This window comes from Umezawaea sp. NPDC059074, assembly GCF_042738955.1.
Lineage (GTDB): Bacteria > Actinomycetota > Actinomycetes > Mycobacteriales > Pseudonocardiaceae > Umezawaea.
In genome coordinates this window covers 49,088-65,688 of sequence record NZ_JBHYHC010000013.1, presented here as the reverse complement: position 1 = coordinate 65,688, position 16,601 = coordinate 49,088, and the positions used below count along the sequence as shown (strand labels likewise).

Genomic DNA, 16,601 nt, shown 5'->3' with positions numbered 1-16,601 from the left:
TGGCAGGTCAGCTTGCCTCGGTGGTCGAGAAGGTGCTCGGAACGGCACTGCCGATCGGGCTGAGGGCGTGGGACGGGAGCAGCGCGGGGCCGACGTCCGGCCCGGTGGCGGTCATCCGGTCCAAGCGCGCGCTGCGCCGCCTGGTGTGGAACCCGAACGAGCTGGGCCTCGCCCGCGCGTACGTGGCGGGCGAGCTGGACGTGGAGGGCGACCTGACCGACGGCCTCGCCCGGTTCTGGGAGCTGGCCCGCGCGGGCGCGCTGCGCGTCGGCAAGCCCAAGCCCGCGGACGTGCTCGGCGCGGCGCGGGTCGCGCTGCGGCTCGGCGCGCTCGGCCCGCGGCCCGCCGCCCCCGGCGAGGAGGCCCGGCTGTCCGGCACGCGGCACACCCGCGGCCGCGACCGGGCGGCCATCGCGCACCACTACGACCTGAGCAACGACTTCTACCAGCTCGTGCTCGACCCGAGCATGGCGTACTCCAGCGGCTACTGGACGTCGGACAGCCCCGAGTACACCGTCGCCGACGCGCAGCGCGACAAGCTGGACCTCGTGTGCCGCAAGCTCGGCCTGCGCGAGGGCATGAGGATGCTCGACGTCGGCTGCGGCTGGGGTTCGATGATCATCCACGCCGCGAAGCACTTCGGCGCGTCGACCACCGGCGTCACCATCTCCCGCCAGCAGCACGCGCACATCAAGAAGCGCGTCGCCGACGAGGGACTGGAAGACCTGGTGACCGTCAAGCTCCAGGACTACCGGGAGATCGACGACGAGCCGTTCGACGCCATCTCCACGATCGAGATGGGCGAGCACGTCGGCGAGGAGAACTACCCCGAGTACGCCTCCACCCTGCACCGGCTGCTCAAGCCCGAGGGCAGGCTCCTGCTCCAGCAGATGTCCCGCGGCGCGAACGCCCCCGGCGGCGGCGCGTTCATCGAGTCCTACGTGGCCCCGGACATGCACATGCGGCCGGTCAGCGCGACGGTCGGCCACCTCGAGCGCGCCGGGCTGGAGATCCGTGATGTGGAAGCGCTGCGGGAGCACTACGTTTGGACCGTGCGCGCCTGGGCCGCGACGCTGGAAGAGCGGTGGGACGAGGTCGTCGCGCTGGTCGGCGAGGGCCAGGCGCGGGTGTGGCGCCTCTACCTGGCCGGTGGGGCGCTGACCTTCGAGGAGGGGCGGATGGGCGTGGACCAGATCCTCGCGGTGCGGCCGAGCGTGAACGGGACCAGCGGTATGCCGAGGATCCGCGACTGGGTGGTGCGGTGAACGCCGGAGCCTTCGGCCTGAACGTCCTGCTCACCGCCGTCTTCGTGCTGGTGCTCGTGTCGGCGCTGTTCACCGCCGCCAAGGCGCGCGGCCGCTACGACGTGATCGACGTGTTCTGGGGCGTCGGCTTCGCGATCATCTCCGTCGTCACGCTGCTGATCGCGGGCCCGACGCCGCGCGGCCTGCTGGTGGCGCTGCTGACGGTCGTGTGGGGCGTGCGCCTCGGCGCGCACATCCACCTGCGCAACCACGGCAAGGACGAGGACCCGAGGTACGTCGCGATCCTCAAGCGCCGCGGCGTCCTGGGCATGTACCGCGTGTACGTCACGCAGGCCGTGGTCATGGTGCTGGTGTCGCTGCCGGTGCAGGCCGCGTCGTACGAGACGGCCGCGCTGGGCGTGCTGGACTACCTCGCCGTGCTGGTGTGGGTGGTCGGGTTCGTCTTCGAGACGGTCGGCGACTGGCAGTTGACGCGGTTCCGCAACGACCCGGCCAGCAAGGGCCAGGTCATGGACCGCGGCCTGTGGCGCTACACCCGCCACCCGAACTACTTCGGCGACGCGGTCGTGTGGTGGGGCCTGTTCCTGTTCGCCGCCCACCACTGGATCGGCCTGCTCACGGTCGTGGCCCCGATCGCGATGACCTTCACCCTCGCCAAGGGCACCGGCAAACCGCTGCTGGAGAAGGACATGGCCAAGCGCAGGCCGGGGTACGTCGACTACGTGAACCGGACCAGCGGCTTCGTGCCGTGGCCGCCGAAGAAGACGGCTTGAGGGTTTTCGACGTCGGGCGCGACGACCGGTGGCGGCTGCGGACCCCTGACGGGGACCCGTTCCTGTCCATCGGCGTCGTGCACGCCGACGACACGAACCTGCGCTACCCGCACAACAGCGCGGTCTTCGCCGACCGCTACGGCTCGTCGCGCCGGAGGTGGATCGCCGAGGGGCTCGTCCCGGACCTGCGCTCGTGGGGGTTCACCACGATCGGGTGGACGTCGGAGTACGTCAGCGGGACCGGCCTGGCGGTGCACGGTCGGCGGGTCGACATCGGCCACTCCGAGGGGCTGAGCGGCGACGACCTAGCGAGCGCGGGCGTGCCGTACACGCTGTCGCTGCGGGTGGCCGAGATCGAGCGCTGGAACGGGCACCCCGCGTTCCGCGACCCGCGCGACCCGGCGTTCGCGCAGTGGTGCGACCACCTCGCGCGCACCACGTGCCGCCCGGACGACCCGAACCTGCTCGGCTACTTCCTCGTCGACGGTCCGGCGTGGAGCGGCCACCCCGCGGGCGGCGGCTACCCGGAGGCGGAACTGGCCGAGATCGCCGGGGCGTACTACCGGGTCGCGGCCGAGGCGATCCGCCGCCACGACCCGCACCACCTGGTCCTCGGCGACCGCTACGGCACCGTCGCGGGCGTCCCGGACGTGGTGCTGGACGCGATGGCCCCGCACGTGGACGTCCTGTCCGTGCAGACGTTCCCCGGCCTCGACCGGGCGGCGCTGGACGCCGTCACGGACCGGATCGACGGTTGGCACGAGCGCACGGGCCGTCCGGTGCTGATCGCCGACACCGGCAACTGGTGCCCTACCACGATGAGTCCGGACCGCACCGGCTCGGCACGTGACCAGGCCGAACGCGGGGTGGGGTACGCGATGGTGGCCGAGAACTTCGCCGCCCGCCCGTGGTGCCTGGGCTGGCACTGGTGCGGCTGGGTCGAGAACCCGCACCGCGGCTTCGGCCTGAAGGACCCGTGGGACGAGCCGTACCGCGACCTCGTGGACGTCGTGACCGAGACCAACGCCCGACTGCTCGCCGCGTTCTTACCCGCCTCTCACCGGGACGCGCCAGACTCCGTCGGGTGACGAGCACGGTGCTGCTGGCCGACGACGACCGGGCGATCCGCGAGTCCCTGGTGCGGGCGATGGAACTGGAGGGGTACCGGGTCATCCCGGTGCCCAACGGCGTCCAGGCGCTGAACGAGGTGCGCCGGTCCGGGGTGGACGCGGCGGTGGTCGACGTGATGATGCCCGGCGTGGACGGCTTGGACGTGTGCCGCCTGCTGCGCGCGGGCGGCTATCGAACGCCGATCCTGCTGCTGACGGCCCGGTCGGAGACCTCGGACCGGGTGGAGGGGCTGGACGCGGGCGCGGACGACTACCTGGTGAAGCCGTTCGAGCTGGACGAGCTGCTGGCCCGGCTGCGGGCGTTGCTGCGGCGCGTGGAGCCGCCCGAGGAGAACCGGGTGCTGCGGGTGGCCGACCTGCGCGTCGACCCGGCCGCCCGGCGGGTGTGGCGCGGCGACACGGCCGTCGAGCTGTCCAAGACCGAGTTCGACCTGCTGGAACTGCTGGTGCGCAACGCCGGGATCGTCCTGGACCACGGCACGATCTACGACCGGATCTGGGGCTACGACTTCGGCGTCGACTCGAAGAACCTCGCCGTCTACGTCGGCTACCTGCGGCGCAAGGTGGGCAAGCCGTCGCTGATCCACACCGTGCGCGGTGTCGGCTACACGGTGCGCGAACCGTGAGGGCGCGGCGCGGGGTCGAGCGGGCGTTCGCGGTCCTCGCGGCCGCGGTCGTCGTCACGACCGCGGTGGTCGGCTACGGCGTGGGGGCCGCCCTGCTCGACAGCGCGGCCGACAAGCGGAAGCTCGACAGCGCCGCGGAGCAGACGTTCTACGGCCTCGTGGACCTCACGAGGGTCTACGTCCAGAGCGGCGAGCGGGACCACACCACGTTCGGGAAGGACGGCACGGCCGGGTCGGCGCTGCTCACCTCGCCGGACGTCGTCACCCAGGTCCTGCGCGGCAACGGGACGGTCTACGAGGCCGAGGCGGGCCACGCGGCGCTCCCCGTCTACGCCACCGACCAGGAGTTGGCGCGCGAGGTCGCGGCGGGCGAGCGGTCCGAACGCCTCCTCACCGTCGGCGGCGAGAAGATGCGGCTGGTCACGATGTCGTTCGGCGGGGCTCGGGGCGCGGTGCAGATCGCGCGGCCGATCATCGAGGACCGGGACCCTTTCGGCGCGCTGGCGCTGTGGCTGGGAGGCGCGGCGGCCGTGGTGCTGCTGCTGGCCGTGCTGGCCGGGCGGTTCGCGGCGCGGCGGCTCACCCGTGGGCTGGAGCGGCTGGCCGAGACCGCGGAGGAGGTCGCCGCGGGCGGTCGGCTGGACGTCCTGCTGGCGACCGGCGGCGCCGACGAGGTGGCCAGGCTGGGGGCCGCGTTCGACACCGTGCTGGTGCGGCTCGCCGCGGCCCGCGAGGACCAGCGGCGGCTGGTGCAGGACGCGAACCACGAGCTGCGCACGCCGTTGACCAGCCTGCGCACCAACGTGTCCGTGCTCAAGCGGATGGACGAGCTGTCGCCGGAGTCGCGCGGGCAGCTCATCGAGGACCTCGACGGCGAGACGCGCGAGCTGTCGCACCTCGTGGCCGAGCTGATGGAGTTCTCCTCGGAGCGGCGGGTCGACGAGGAGTACGGCGCGGTCGACCTGCGCGACCTCGCCGACCGCGTGGCCACCCGAGCCCGGCGGCGCAGCGGCCGCGAGGTCGGCGTGGACGCCGAGGGCGTCGTCACGGGCCGCGCGCGGGGCCTGGAACGGGCGTTGGCGAACCTGGTCGACAACGCCCTCAAGTTCGCCCCGGACGGCCCGGTCGACCTCGTCCTGCGCCCCACAGGCTTCCGCGTCCTCGACCGCGGCCCCGGCCTCGCGCCGGAGGACACCGCCCGGATCTTCGACCGCTTCTACCGCTCCACGGCCGCCCGCTCGCTGCCCGGCTCGGGGCTGGGGCTCGCGATCGTCCACGAGGTCGCCACGACCCACGGCGGCGCGGTGTTCGCCCGATCCCGGCCAGGTGGAGGGGCCGAGATCGGGTTCACCCTGTGAGACCCCGCCCCGGCGGGCATGGCTCCGGTCGCCGCCCGGAGTCCCCGTCGCGACGGTCCTCAAGGCCACGTCGGAGTCGCCTCAACGCGCAGGTGGGAGCAACTAGGGTGGACCTGTGGGCAACGAAACCTCCTTCCCGCGCCAACACGCGCGCACCCAGCGGTTCACCCTCGGGGCTCCGAGGACCTTCACCGTCGCACCCGACGGGTCACACGTGCTCTTCCTGCGCGTCGCCTCGGCCACGAGCCGGGCGAACGGGCTCTGGGCCCTCGACCCGGCCACCGGGACCGAGGCGCTGGTCGCCGACCCGGCGGTGCTGCTGACCGACCCCGAGGACCTCTCGCCGCAGGAACGCGCGCGGCGCGAGCGCAGCCGGGAGTCCGGGGCGGGCATCGTCGGCTACGCCGTCGACTCGGCCGCGCGCCAGGCCGTGTTCGCGTTGTCCGGCAGGCTGTTCCTGGCCGACCTGGCGACGCGCGACGTGCGGGAGCTGCCCGCCGCGGGCTCGGTGATCGACCCGCGGCTCGATCCGACCGGGGCGCGCGTCGCGTACGCGGCGGACGGCGACCTGCACGTCCTGGACCTGGCGAGCGGTGCGGACGTCGTGCTGGGCCACGACGACGACCCCGAGGTGACGTGGGGCCTGGCCGAGTTCATCGCGGCCGAGGAGATGAGCCGGTTCCGCGGCTACTGGTTCGCGCCGGACGGCACGGCCGTGCTGGCCGCGCGGGTGGACAACTCGCCGGTGCCGCGCTGGCACATCGCCGACCCGGCGAACCCGGCGACGCCCGCGGCCGAGATCGCCTACCCGGCGGCGGGCACCGCGAACGCCGTCGTGAGCCTGTCCGTGCTGGGCGTGGACGGCGCGAAGGTCGACGTGGAGTGGGACCGCGACGCGTACCCGTACCTGGCGTCGGCGCACTGGTCGGCCGGTGGCCCGCCGCTGCTGCTGGTGCAGACCAGGGACCAGCGGACCGCGCTGGTGCTGACCGTGGACACCGCGACCGGCGCCACGGAGGTCGCGCACACCGACACCGACCCGCGGTGGGTCGAGATCATGCCGGGCGTGCCGGTGTGGACGCCGGACGGCAGGCTCGTGCGGATCGCCGTGCGCGACGGCGCGAACCGGCTCGTGGTCGGCGACGACGAGTGGACGCCGGACGGCTTCCAGGTGCGCGCGGTGCTCGACGTGCGGGACTCCGACGTGCTGGTGTCCGCGTCCGAGGACGACCCGACGCAGACGCACGTGTACCGCGTGACCGCCGAGGGCGTCGAACGGTTGTCCACTGTGGACGGTGTGCACCACGCCGTGCGCGGCGGTGAGGTCCTGCTGCTGGCGTCCACGAGCCTCGACTGGTTCGGCGCGAAGGTGACCGTGGCGGGCCACGAGATCGGTTCGTTCGCCGAGACGCCGGTGCTGACGCCGGAGGTCGAGCTGCTGACGGTGGGGGAGCGGGACCTGCGCGTGGCGCTGCTGTTCCCGACCGGCCACGTGCCGGGCTCAGCGAAGCTGCCGGTGCTGCTCGACCCGTACGGCGGCCCGCACGCGCAGCGCGTGGTGTCGGCGCGCAACGCCTACCTCGCCCCGCAGTGGTTGGCGGACCAGGGTTTCGCCGTCCTCGTCGCCGACGGCCGCGGCACGCCGGGGCGTGGACCGGTGTGGGAGCGGGAGATCGCGTTCGACTTCGCGGGCTCGACGCTGGAGGACCAGGTCGACGCGCTGCACGCCGTGGCGGCCCGCAACGGCGACCTCGACCTGTCACGGGTGGCGATCCGGGGCTGGTCCTACGGCGGCTACCTGTCGGCGCTCGCCGTGCTGCGCAGGCCGGACGTGTTCCACGCGGGCATCGCGGGCGCGCCCGTCACGGACTGGGCGCTCTACGACACGCACTACACCGAGCGGTACCTCGGCCACCCGGACGAGCGGCCCGAGGTCTACGAGACCAACTCGCTGCTCGCCGACGCGGCCAAGCTGGAGCGGCCGCTGATGATCATCCACGGGCTGGCCGACGACAACGTCGTGGCGGCGCACACGTTGCGGCTGTCCTCGGCGTTGCTGGCGGCGGGCCGCGCGCACACCGTGCTGCCGCTCTCCGGCGTCACGCACATGACCCCGCAGGAGCAGGTCGCCGAGAACCTGCTGCTGCTCCAGGTGGACTTCCTGAAGAAGTCGCTGGCCTGACCGGAAGGGGGAGCCGGGCGACCGGCTCCCCCCACGGTGCTACGCCAGGGACTGCCGCACGGTGAACGGCGGGATGGAGCCGGACAGCAGCGCCAGGTCGTCGATCGTCTCCGGCTGGTAGCCGGAGGTGAGCAGCCGCTCGGCCATCAGCGCGGTCGGGTCCTCGACCACGTCCGCGCGACCGAACAGGTACGCCCACTCGTGCTCGTCCGAGCCGTAGTAGACGATCGTGTCGAACACGTCGTTGAACCGCTGGAACGAGCGGATCAGCGTCTTGTTGCGCCACATGGTCTGGCACCCGGCCTGGGTGACGACCACGCCGCCGGGCGTGAGCAGCGCCTTGCACATGCGCAGGAACTCCTCGCCGTACAGGCGGTTGTGCTGCGCCTCCTCCTCGCGCTCGTCGGGGAGGTCGACCAGCACGATGTCGTACTTCTCCGACGTGGTGCGGATGTACTCCCACCCGTCGATGTACTTGACCCGCACCTTGCCGTTGCCCTCTTCGGCCTCGGCCAGCTCGGACGTCGTGTAGCCGTACGGCAGGTGCTCCGCGCACAGCTTCACGGCCTGCGAGTCGATGTCGATGTGGTCGACGACGGTCGCGCCCGCCTGGACGGCCATCTGGCAGACGACGCCCTCGCTGGAGCCGATGACCAGCACGCGGTCGACGGTGTCCGCGAGCAGCAGCGCCGGGACCATCAGCGCCTCGTGGTAGGTCAGCTGGCTGAACTCGGTGCTCTGGCGGTCGTCGTCGCAGAACAGGGAACGACCCTGCGCCGTGTCGGCGATCACCAGGTGCTGGAACTCGGTCTTGGTGTCGACGACGACGTCCTCGACGTTCCACAGACGGGTCAGTCCGTCACCCAGGGGTTCACGGATGCTGTTGTCGATCGTGGTCACGCTTTTTCCTCACCAACGAGAGCCGGGACGCGGTTGCCCCGGCTGATCATGTCCGTCCGTGTCGACGCGGCGCCGAGCGCCTCGGCGAGCAACTGCACCGCAAGCGCGGGTTTCGCCTTCGTACCGCAGGTGAACACGTCCACGAACACCGATCCGACCTCCGGGTAGGTGTGGATGGACGCGTGCGACTCCGAAAGCAGGGCCAGCACGGTGACTCCTTGCGGGTCGAACTGCTTGGAGATCACCTCCAGCACCGTGGCATTCGCCTGGGTGAGAGCCTCACCGAGCGCGTGTCGCAGGAACTTCTCGTCGTCGAGGATCTCGGGGCTCACGCCCTCCAACTCGGCGAGCACGTGCTGTCCTGCGAACAAGCCGACCGGCTCCGTCTCGCACGGAACTTCGGACATCAATCACTCCAAACATCTTCAGTGGTACTGAAATTGTGGACATCCGGGGGCGTGCTCACCGCACGCAGTAGGTGGCCAGCGGGCCGAAACCGTTGAAGGCCACCGAGGAGTAGCTGGACGTGTAGGCGCCCGCGCCGAGCAGGTCGACGTGGTCGCCCGCCCGCAGGTCGAGGGGCAGGTCGTAGCGGACGCGTTGGTACAGCACGTCGTCCGCGTCGCAGGTGGGGCCGGCGAGCACGACCGGGCCGCGCTGCCCGTCGTCCTTCGCGGTGCGCAGCGGGTACGCGATGGCCTCGCCCTCGGTCTCCGCCAATCCACCGTAGCGGCCGATGTCGAGGTAGACCCACCGCCGTTCGTCGGAGTACGACTTCCGCGACACCAGAACGACTTCCGAGCGGATCACGCCGGACTCGGCGACGACCGCGCGGCCGGGTTCGATCATCACGGCGGGCGCGTGGTCGCCGAAGTGCCTGCCGATCGCGGCCGTGATGGCCTCGGCGAAGTCCGCCAGCGGCGGCGGTTCCTCCAGGTACGCCGACGGCAGGCCGCCGCCGAGGTTGACCGTGGACAGCTCCAGGCCCTCGGCCCGCAGCTTCGCGGTGATCGCGCCCGCGTCGGCGATGGCGCTGTCCCACCCGTGCGGGTCCAGTTGCTGGGACCCGGCGTGGAACGCGACACCCAGTGCCCGCAAACCCAGTCGGGACGCCAACCTGAGCAGGTCGGTGGCCATCTCCGGGTCGCAGCCGAACTTCTTGCCGAACGGGTAGGTCGACTTGTTCGCCGACACGAAGATCCGCAGCAGCACGGCCGACCCCGGCGCGTGCTCGGCGATCGCCCGGACGTCCTGCTCGCTGTCCGACACGAACAGCCGCACGCCGCGCCCGAAGGCGTAGGCGACGTCGGCGGCCTTCTTGATCGGGTTGCTGTAGGAGATCCGCTCGGCCGGAGCGCCCTGCGCCAGGCACAGGTCGATCTCGGCGGGGCTGGCCACGTCGAACGAACTGCCCTCGGCGGCCAGCAGGCCGACCACCTCGGGTTCCGGGTTCGCCTTCACGGCGTAGAAGACGCCGACGCCCGGCAGGGCCGCCGAGATCGCGGTGTAGCGCTCGCGCACGGTCTCCAGGTCGATGACCAAGCAGGGTGTGGCCGGTTGCTCAAGATCCAGGAAACGGCGGATGCGAGCTTGTGCCTCCTCGCGCCCGGATCCAACGGGACGCGGCATCGGCGGTTCGACCGCCGGTGTGGCAACGCTCTTAGTCATTCCGCCAGGGATCTCCCATCACACCGTGTTCGGGCACGGCCGTCCACTCTAGGTGGTGTTGGCGGAAAACGGGGAACCGGATCTCGTCAATGTGATCGATCAGGCTGTGCGGAGTTCCACGACGGTGACGTCCGGCGGCGCTCCGACGCGGACCGGCGGTCCCCAGAAACCGGCTCCGTTGCTGACGTAGACCGGCATCCCGTCGACCTCGGCCAGCCCCGAGACCACCGGCTGCTGGAGCGTCACGGCGTAGTTGAACGGCCACATCTGGCCGCCGTGCGTGTGCCCGGACAGCTGGAGGTCGACGCCGAGCTTCGCTGCCTGGACGGCCTGCACGGGCTGGTGGGCGAGCATCACGACGGGCGTGGACGTGTCGCGGCCCGCGAGCGCCCGCTCCATGTCCGGGCCGTCGCCCTGTGCCTTGCCGGTCACGTCGTTGACGCCCGCGAGGTCGAACGAGGCCCCGCCGCGGGCGATGGTGAGCCGCTCGTTGCGCAGCGGGTGCACGCCGAGCCTGCTCAGCTCGGTCAGCCAGGTCTGGAAGCCGGAGTAGTACTCGTGGTTGCCGGTGACGAAGAAGCTGCCGTTCCGGCTGACGAGGTCGCGCAGCGGGGCGGCGGCCTCGCCCAGCTCCTCCACGGACCCGTCCACCAGGTCGCCGACGATGGCGACGAGGTCGGCGTCCAGGCCGTTGATGGTGGTCACGATGCGCTCGGTGTGGCTCCGGCCGAGCAGCGGGCCGAGGTGGATGTCGCTGACGACGGCGATGCGGAACCCGTTGAGCGCGGGGGAGAGCTTGCCGAGCGTGATCGGCACCCGCTTGACCACCGGTCCACCCAGCGCCTGCGTCGCGCCGTAGCCGACGACGCCGGTCGCGGCGAGCCCGCCCGCCACCGCCAGCGAGCGGGCGATGAACAGCCGCCTGCTCGTGTCCACGGGCCCGGCGGGCGGCTCCTCCACGGGCGCGGCGTCGGGCTCGGCGGGCACGGTGACCGGCGCGGGGACCTGCGCGCGCCGCCAGAGGCGGTTGAGCACCGCCCTGGGCACCTCCAGCACGGCCAGCAGCAGCGTGAGGTAGAGCGTCATCGCCAGCCACAGGTAGCCGGGCCAGGCCAGGACGCTCCCGAGCGTCGTGCCGAGCAGCCTGCCGCCCACCAGACCGGCGAGCAGGACCACGAACATGGCCGCGATCGCCGCCGTGCCGAGTCGACGACCGCGGGGGGTCGTCGTGGTGTCGCGGACGAGCCGCTTCCACAGGTAGAGGTGGGCGAGCCCGCACGGAACGCCGAGCAGCAGCAGGAAGATCACCCGGTCAGTGTCCACGTTCGGGTGTTTGTCCGGTGTCGGGCCCCGTGATCGGCCATTCGGGTTGTCGTGTCACGGGCGGTGGACCGACCGGTGCGCCCCGCGACCCGTTCCGCGGTGCCGCAGACCGGTGAAAATGCGGAAGGTGACCGGGATATTCCTTGTCCCACCCTCGTGGAATCAAGTATTGACAGGTTATCGGGACCGCTGTCACGCTCCCCGCAGCACCAGTGAAACCGCTTGCGACCCACGAGGAAGCACAACGGTGTGATTACCGCACTTTCGCGGCGACGTGGAAAGGGGAAAGTCGGGCAACTAAGTGGGGGTTTCCTTTTTTCCTGCTGAGGGGAACCTCCGTTGGGGATATGCGGCTGGAAAGAGGCGACGAGATGACCTCGACCTTCGACGACGTGCGGAACTCCATTTTCCTGAACGGTCACGACCTGACGCCGCGCGAGGTCGCGGACGTCGTGCGGCGCCCCGTGCGGCCGCGGGTGGACGTCGACCCCGAAGCACTCGAACGCATGGAAAGCTCCCACGGCCTCAAGCTCCGGCTGATCGACCTCGGCCTCCCCCTCTACGGGGTGACGACCGGGTTCGGCGACAGCAGCACACGCCAGATCTCCGCGGCCAAGACCGCCGAGCTCCAGCGCAACCTCGTCCGCTACCACCTCAACGGCACCGGCCCGGACAGCAGTCCCGAGGTCGTGCGAGCCACCCTGCTGATCCGGGCGAACTGCCTGGCCCGAGGCCACTCCGGAGTCCGTCCCGCGCTGGTCGCGCGCCTGTTGGCGCTGCTGGAGCACGACGTCCTGCCCATCATCCCGGAGCGCGGATCGGTCGGCGCGAGCGGCGACCTCGTCCCGCTCTGCTACGTCGCGAGCGCCGTCATCGGCGAGGGGACCGTCCGGTACCTCGGCCGAGACCTGGCCGCGGTGGAGGCGCTCGCGGCGTGCGGGCTGGAGCCGTTCGTGCTGGAGGCCAAGGAGGGCTTGGCGCTCATCAACGGCACCTCGTTCATGTCCGCGTTCGCCGCACTGGCCATCGAGGCGGCCAAGGAACTGGCGGCCATCGCGGACCTGTGCACCGCGCTCGGCGCGCAGGTGCTGCTCGGCAACCAAGGTCATTACCACCGTTTCATCCACGAGCAGAAACCGCATCCCGGACAACTCACGAGTGCGGACAACATCCGCGTGCTGTTGGACGGATCGGGCCTTTCGCGGTCCTACGGAGAAGTCCTGACGTCCGATCCGATGCCGTCGGGAGCGGGCTTCCACCACCTCGACCACGCGGTGCAGGATCGTTATTCACTGCGCTGCGCGCCCGCTGTCACGGGCGTGTTGAGGGATCTCGTGGAATGGGCCGAGAAATGGGTCACGGTCGAGATCAACTCGACCAACGACAACCCGCTGTTCGACAGCGCGGACAGCGCGGTGCGCAGTGGCGGCAACTTCTACGGCGGTCACATCGGCCAGGCGATGGACGGCCTGAAGCTCGCCGTGGCGAACGTGGCGGACCTGCTCGACCGCCAGCTCGCGCTCGTCGTGGACGAGAAGTTCAACAACGGGCTGCCCGCGAACCTCGCGCGGCCGTTCGCCGCCGACGACTGGCAGGCGGGCCTGCACCACGGGTTCAAGGGGATGCAGATCGCCGCGTCCTCGCTGACCGCCGAGGCGCTGAAGCTGACCAACCCGGCGAGCGCGTTCTCCCGGTCGACCGAGGCGCACAACCAGGACAAGGTCAGCATGGGCACGATCGCCGCCCGCGACGCCAGGACCGTGCTCGAGCTGGCCGAGCAGGTCGCCGCGATCCACCTGCTCGCGCTCTGCCAGGCCGCCGACCTGCGCGGGCCCGAGCTGCTGAGCCCCGCCACCCGGCCCGCGTTCGACCTGATCCGCGACCACGTGCCCACGGTCGAGGTCGACCGGCGGATGGACGCCGACATCCACGCCGTCGTCGCCCTGATCCGGAGCGGCGAGCTGCGGAAGTCCTGCAAGCTCCTGTAGACCGCCCGGTCAGACCGGCGGGATGAGCCCGGTGAAGGTGCGTCCGCCCTCGCAGTGGGGGCAGGAACGGCCGTTGTCGACGGTCCTCGGCGTGCCGCCGATGACGGCCAGCACCGGGTTCGCCACGAACCCCGCGCCACCGCACAGCTGGCAGACCGTGCGCACCTCGCGCGTCACCTCGAACAGGTCGGACGGGTCTTCTTCGAAATCGTCGTCGAAGCCCTCGTCGTCGTCTTCCGAGTAGTCGTCTTCCTGCTCTTCGTCCTCGCTCATCAGGGCACCACCGTACCTGGTGAGAGCTGTGCCACCGGCCGACGGTCGGGGTACTCCGTTCGAGTGTTTCAGCAGGTACCGTGCCGTACGTCATGCGCACGCTGTTGATCGACAACCACGACTCGTTCACGTTCAACCTGTTCCAGTACCTCGCGCGGGTGAACGGGCTCGATCCGGTCGTCATCGCCAACGACGACCCGCGCTTCCGGTTGGCCGATCTCGACGGATTCGACAACGTCGTGATCTCGCCCGGACCGGGAGACCCCCGAAATAGGTCCGATTTCGGGTTCTGCCAAGACGTAATAGCGCACGCGCGGATTCCGCTGCTCGGTGTTTGCCTCGGGCACCAGGGCCTGTGCGTCGAGCACGGCGCCACGATCGGGCTCGCGCCGGAACCGAGGCACGGCCGGATCGACCCCGTTCGGCACACCGGCGTGGACGTCCTCGACGGATTGCCGTCGCCGTTCTCGGTCGTGCGGTACCACTCGCTCGCGGTCACCGACCTGCCGCCGGAGCTGGAGCCGATCGCCTGGGCGGACGACGGCGTGCTGATGGCCGTCCGGCACCGGACCCGGCCCGCGTGGGGCGTGCAGTTCCACCCCGAGTCGATCTGCTCCGAGCACGGGCACCAGCTCCTGGCGAATTTTCGCCGTCTCACCGAGGCGCACCACGTGGTCGCGCCCGTGCCGCCGATCCCGGTCGTCCGGCCGACGCCCGTCCCGCCGCCGCGGGAGGTGCTGGTGCGGACGCTGGACGAGCACCCGGACCCCGAGGCCGTGTTCGCGCGCCTGCACGGCTCCGCGCGCGACGCGTTCTGGCTGGACAGCAGCCTGACCGGCGGGCGCGGGCGGTTCTCGGTGATGGGCGACGCGAGCGGGCCGCTGGCGCGGGTCGCGACCGTGGACGTGTGGGCCGGGCAGGTCACCGTGACCGGCGCCGAGGGCGTCGAGGTGCACGACGGGCCGTTCTTCGAGTGGCTGGAACGGGACCTGGCCGCCAACGCCGTCACCCCGCCCGACCTGCCGTTCGAGTTCGCGCTGGGCTGGGTCGGCTACCTCGGGTACGAGCTGAAGGCCGAGTGCGGCGGCGAACTGGCCCACCGGTCCGAGCAGCCGGACGCGGCGCTGGTGTTCGCCGACCGCGCGGTGGTGTTCGACCACGAGCTGCGGCGCGTCCACCTGCTGTCGTTGACCGACGACGACTGGTTCGACCGCACGTCGGCGGTGCTGCGCGAGGTCGGCCCGCTGACCGAGCCCGTGGTCGGCGTCCGGTCGGGCGAGGTCTCGCTGCGGCACGGCCGGGCGCACTACCTGAAGCTGGTCGACGCCTGCCTGGAGGCGATCACCGCGGGGGAGACCTACGAGGTGTGCCTGACGAACACCGTCACCTGGCGCGGCGAGGTCGACCCGTGGTCGGCCTACCGGTTCCTGCGGCGGGAGAGCCCGGCCCCGTTCGGCGCGCTGCTGCGGTTCGGCGGCCTGTCCGTGCTGAGCACGTCACCCGAGCGGTTCCTGGGCGTCGACCGGCACGGCGTCGCGCTGTCCGAGCCGATCAAGGGCACCCGGCCGCGCGGGCGGACGCCCGAAGAGGATCTTGCTCTGCGCCGTGACCTGGCCACGAGCGTCAAGGACCGGGCCGAGAACCTGATGATCGTGGACCTGGTCCGCAACGACCTCGGCCACCACGCGGAAGTGGGCTCGGTCGAGGTGCCGCGGCTGTTCGACGTGGAGACCTACGCGACCGTGCACCAGCTCGTGAGCGGCGTTCGGGCGAAACTTCGCCACGACAGTTCGGCCGTTCGGTGCGTTCGCGACGCGTTCCCCGGTGGTTCGATGACCGGTGCGCCGAAGATCCGGACAATGCAGATCCTCGATGGGCTGGAAGGGGGACCCAGAGGGGTCTACTCCGGCGCGCTCGGTTACTTCTCGCTGTCGGGATCAGCGGACTTCAGCATCGTCATCAGGACACTCGTGGTCCACGACGACAAGGTGAGTTTCGGCGTCGGCGGAGCGGTCATCGCCCTCTCCGACGGAGCCGAGGAATTCGAGGAGACAGCGGTCAAGGCGACCGCGTTGCTCCGACTGCTGGACACACCGTTTCCGGGTCGCTAGAGCGTCGATCGCGCGAGACCGGAATGGTCCCACGATGTGGTTAACGACCCGTTTCCCCGCGTTGACCCCGCCGGTGGGCCAGGTCAACGCGGCGAAACGACGACGTCAGGAAGCGTGCGCTTCCTGGAACTGCACGACCAGGCCCTGCGGAATGCGGCCACGGTCGGAGATCTGGTGCCCCTGAGCACGCGCCCAGTCGCGAATCGCCTGCGCCTGCGCCTTGTCGCCCGCCTTGACGGTGCTCTTGCCGGTGCCCTTGCGCTGCTTGCGGCCACCCGCGCGGCGCGCCTTGGCGACGAAGTCGCCGAGCGACTCGCGCAACTTGTCCGCATTCTCCTTGGACAGGTCGATGGAGTACTCCACACCGTCCAGCGCGAAGGTTACGGTCTCGTCGGCTTCGCCGCCGTCGAGGTCGTCGATGAGTTGGACGACGGTCTGCTGTGCCACTGTTCCTCCGTATGTGATCGCATAGCGCGTGCTGCCGTCGACTGTAACTTCGCCACACGCTTCGGGGTCACCATAGTGCACAGGTTGAATATCGGCTAACCTTTCGAAGGGAAAATGTGACAGAAGCCCCCCGGTCGGGTCATTTTGGTCCCAGACGTTTAAATGCACGCCAACGCGCGACCGTTACCGTCACAATCGGTGCACGCCCCGGCGGCGAGGACGCCTATCCTGGAGGCGATACCCACCCAGGGTAGGGAAGGCCGGGAGTGATGCACGGGTACACCTCGAACAAGGACGCCTACCTCAAGCGGCTGCGGCGCGTGGAGGGCCAGGTGCGCGGCCTCCAGCGCATGGTCGACAACGACGAGTACTGCATCGACGTCCTCACCCAGATCTCGGCGGCCACCAAGGCCCTCCAGGCCGTCTCCCTAGGGCTCCTCGACGAACACCTCAAGCACTGCGTCGCCCAGGCGGCCGCGGAAGGCGGCGAGGTGGCCGAGGAGAAGATCCGCGAAGCGAGCGAGGCCATCGGCCGCCTGGTCCGCTCCTAGGGCCCC

At 70.9% G+C, this 16,601-nt stretch carries 15 protein-coding genes; 9 read left to right on the top strand and 6 right to left on the bottom strand.

The features are described 5' to 3' along the window. Positions 1–20: 20 nt before the first annotated feature. The 6 genes from ACFWW9_RS09350 (at position 21) to ACFWW9_RS09325 (ending at position 7,334) form a co-directional block, all read left to right on the top strand. Entirely contained in the window at positions 21–1,265 is a 1,245-nt protein-coding gene (locus tag ACFWW9_RS09350) for a class I SAM-dependent methyltransferase (RefSeq protein WP_390373770.1), read from the top strand. Beyond that, complete coding sequence (locus tag ACFWW9_RS09345; RefSeq protein WP_390373768.1) at positions 1,262–2,038, top strand: DUF1295 domain-containing protein; 777 nt, start codon at positions 1,262–1,264, stop codon at positions 2,036–2,038. The genes ACFWW9_RS09350 and ACFWW9_RS09345 overlap by 4 nt, the downstream gene beginning before the upstream one ends. After that, positions 2,035–3,126, top strand: coding sequence for an agarase (locus ACFWW9_RS09340; RefSeq protein ID WP_390373766.1), 1,092 nt, complete (start codon positions 2,035–2,037; stop codon positions 3,124–3,126). The genes ACFWW9_RS09345 and ACFWW9_RS09340 overlap by 4 nt, the downstream gene beginning before the upstream one ends. Continuing rightward, on the top strand, positions 3,123–3,794 hold the full coding sequence (locus ACFWW9_RS09335; protein WP_390373764.1) for a response regulator transcription factor: 672 nt from the start codon (positions 3,123–3,125) through the stop codon (positions 3,792–3,794). The genes ACFWW9_RS09340 and ACFWW9_RS09335 overlap by 4 nt, the downstream gene beginning before the upstream one ends. After that, positions 3,791–5,152 (top strand): ATP-binding protein, encoded by a 1,362-nt coding sequence (locus tag ACFWW9_RS09330; RefSeq protein ID WP_390373762.1) that lies wholly within the window; start codon positions 3,791–3,793, stop codon positions 5,150–5,152. The genes ACFWW9_RS09335 and ACFWW9_RS09330 overlap by 4 nt, the downstream gene beginning before the upstream one ends. A 115-nt stretch (positions 5,153–5,267) precedes the next feature. Continuing rightward, a complete protein-coding gene (locus ACFWW9_RS09325; RefSeq protein WP_390373760.1) occupies positions 5,268–7,334 on the top strand; it encodes a prolyl oligopeptidase family serine peptidase in 2,067 nt (688 codons plus the stop codon). A gap of 39 nt (positions 7,335–7,373) precedes the next feature. Here the strand turns inward: ACFWW9_RS09325 and ACFWW9_RS09320 are convergent, their stop codons facing one another. The 4 genes from ACFWW9_RS09320 to ACFWW9_RS09305 all read right to left on the bottom strand — a co-directional run bounded on the left by ACFWW9_RS09320 (position 7,374) and on the right by ACFWW9_RS09305 (position 11,225). Further along, a complete protein-coding gene (locus ACFWW9_RS09320; RefSeq protein WP_390373859.1) occupies positions 7,374–8,225 on the bottom strand; it encodes a spermidine synthase in 852 nt (283 codons plus the stop codon). Between the two features lie 5 nt (positions 8,226–8,230). Further along, positions 8,231–8,641 carry an adenosylmethionine decarboxylase gene (gene speD / locus ACFWW9_RS09315; protein WP_315932321.1) on the bottom strand — a complete coding sequence of 137 codons (411 nt, stop codon included), beginning with the start codon at positions 8,639–8,641 and terminating at the stop codon, positions 8,231–8,233. Positions 8,642–8,696: 55 nt separating this feature from the next. Next, positions 8,697–9,863: a type III PLP-dependent enzyme gene (locus tag ACFWW9_RS09310; protein WP_390373757.1), complete on the bottom strand. Its 1,167-nt coding sequence runs from the start codon at positions 9,861–9,863 to the stop codon at positions 8,697–8,699. A 138-nt stretch (positions 9,864–10,001) separates the two neighbouring features. Next, a complete protein-coding gene (locus tag ACFWW9_RS09305; RefSeq protein ID WP_390373754.1) occupies positions 10,002–11,225 on the bottom strand; it encodes a metallophosphoesterase in 1,224 nt (407 codons plus the stop codon). Positions 11,226–11,596: 371 nt separating this feature from the next. On the opposite strand from ACFWW9_RS09305, the gene ACFWW9_RS09300 reads away from it, so the two are divergent. Further along, positions 11,597–13,213, top strand: a complete 1,617-nt coding sequence (locus ACFWW9_RS09300; RefSeq protein ID WP_390373751.1) for an aromatic amino acid lyase — start codon at positions 11,597–11,599, stop codon at positions 13,211–13,213. A 9-nt stretch (positions 13,214–13,222) separates the two neighbouring features. On the opposite strand, the gene ACFWW9_RS09295 is transcribed toward ACFWW9_RS09300, so the two are convergent. Then, positions 13,223–13,486: a hypothetical protein gene (locus tag ACFWW9_RS09295; protein ID WP_390373748.1), complete on the bottom strand. Its 264-nt coding sequence runs from the start codon at positions 13,484–13,486 to the stop codon at positions 13,223–13,225. A gap of 92 nt (positions 13,487–13,578) precedes the next feature. Between ACFWW9_RS09295 and pabB the strand changes: the two genes are divergently transcribed. Further along, positions 13,579–15,597 (top strand): aminodeoxychorismate synthase component I, encoded by a 2,019-nt coding sequence (gene pabB / locus ACFWW9_RS09290; protein WP_390373745.1) that lies wholly within the window; start codon positions 13,579–13,581, stop codon positions 15,595–15,597. A 105-nt stretch (positions 15,598–15,702) separates the two neighbouring features. On the opposite strand, the gene ACFWW9_RS09285 is transcribed toward pabB, so the two are convergent. Continuing rightward, positions 15,703–16,044 carry an Lsr2 family protein gene (locus ACFWW9_RS09285; protein ID WP_259623707.1) on the bottom strand — a complete coding sequence of 114 codons (342 nt, stop codon included), beginning with the start codon at positions 16,042–16,044 and terminating at the stop codon, positions 15,703–15,705. 269 nt (positions 16,045–16,313) lie between these two features. Between ACFWW9_RS09285 and ACFWW9_RS09280 the strand changes: the two genes are divergently transcribed. Beyond that, positions 16,314–16,595 carry a metal-sensitive transcriptional regulator gene (locus ACFWW9_RS09280; RefSeq protein ID WP_390373742.1) on the top strand — a complete coding sequence of 94 codons (282 nt, stop codon included), beginning with the start codon at positions 16,314–16,316 and terminating at the stop codon, positions 16,593–16,595. The last annotated feature ends 6 nt before the right edge of the window (positions 16,596–16,601 follow it).

What these genes read in the sequence shown, in the direction of transcription:
- speD (WP_315932321.1), bottom strand. Translation starts at nt 8,641, where the DNA reads ATGTCCGAAGTTCCGTGCGAGACGGAGCCGGTCGGCTTGTTCGCAGGA.
- ACFWW9_RS09310 (WP_390373757.1), bottom strand. Translation starts at nt 9,863, where the DNA reads ATGCCGCGTCCCGTTGGATCCGGGCGCGAGGAGGCACAAGCTCGCATC.
- ACFWW9_RS09300 (WP_390373751.1), top strand. Translation starts at nt 11,597, where the DNA reads ATGACCTCGACCTTCGACGACGTGCGGAACTCCATTTTCCTGAACGGT.
- ACFWW9_RS09295 (WP_390373748.1), bottom strand. Translation starts at nt 13,486, where the DNA reads ATGAGCGAGGACGAAGAGCAGGAAGACGACTACTCGGAAGACGACGAC.
- pabB (WP_390373745.1), top strand. Translation starts at nt 13,579, where the DNA reads ATGCGCACGCTGTTGATCGACAACCACGACTCGTTCACGTTCAACCTG.
- ACFWW9_RS09280 (WP_390373742.1), top strand. Translation starts at nt 16,314, where the DNA reads ATGCACGGGTACACCTCGAACAAGGACGCCTACCTCAAGCGGCTGCGG.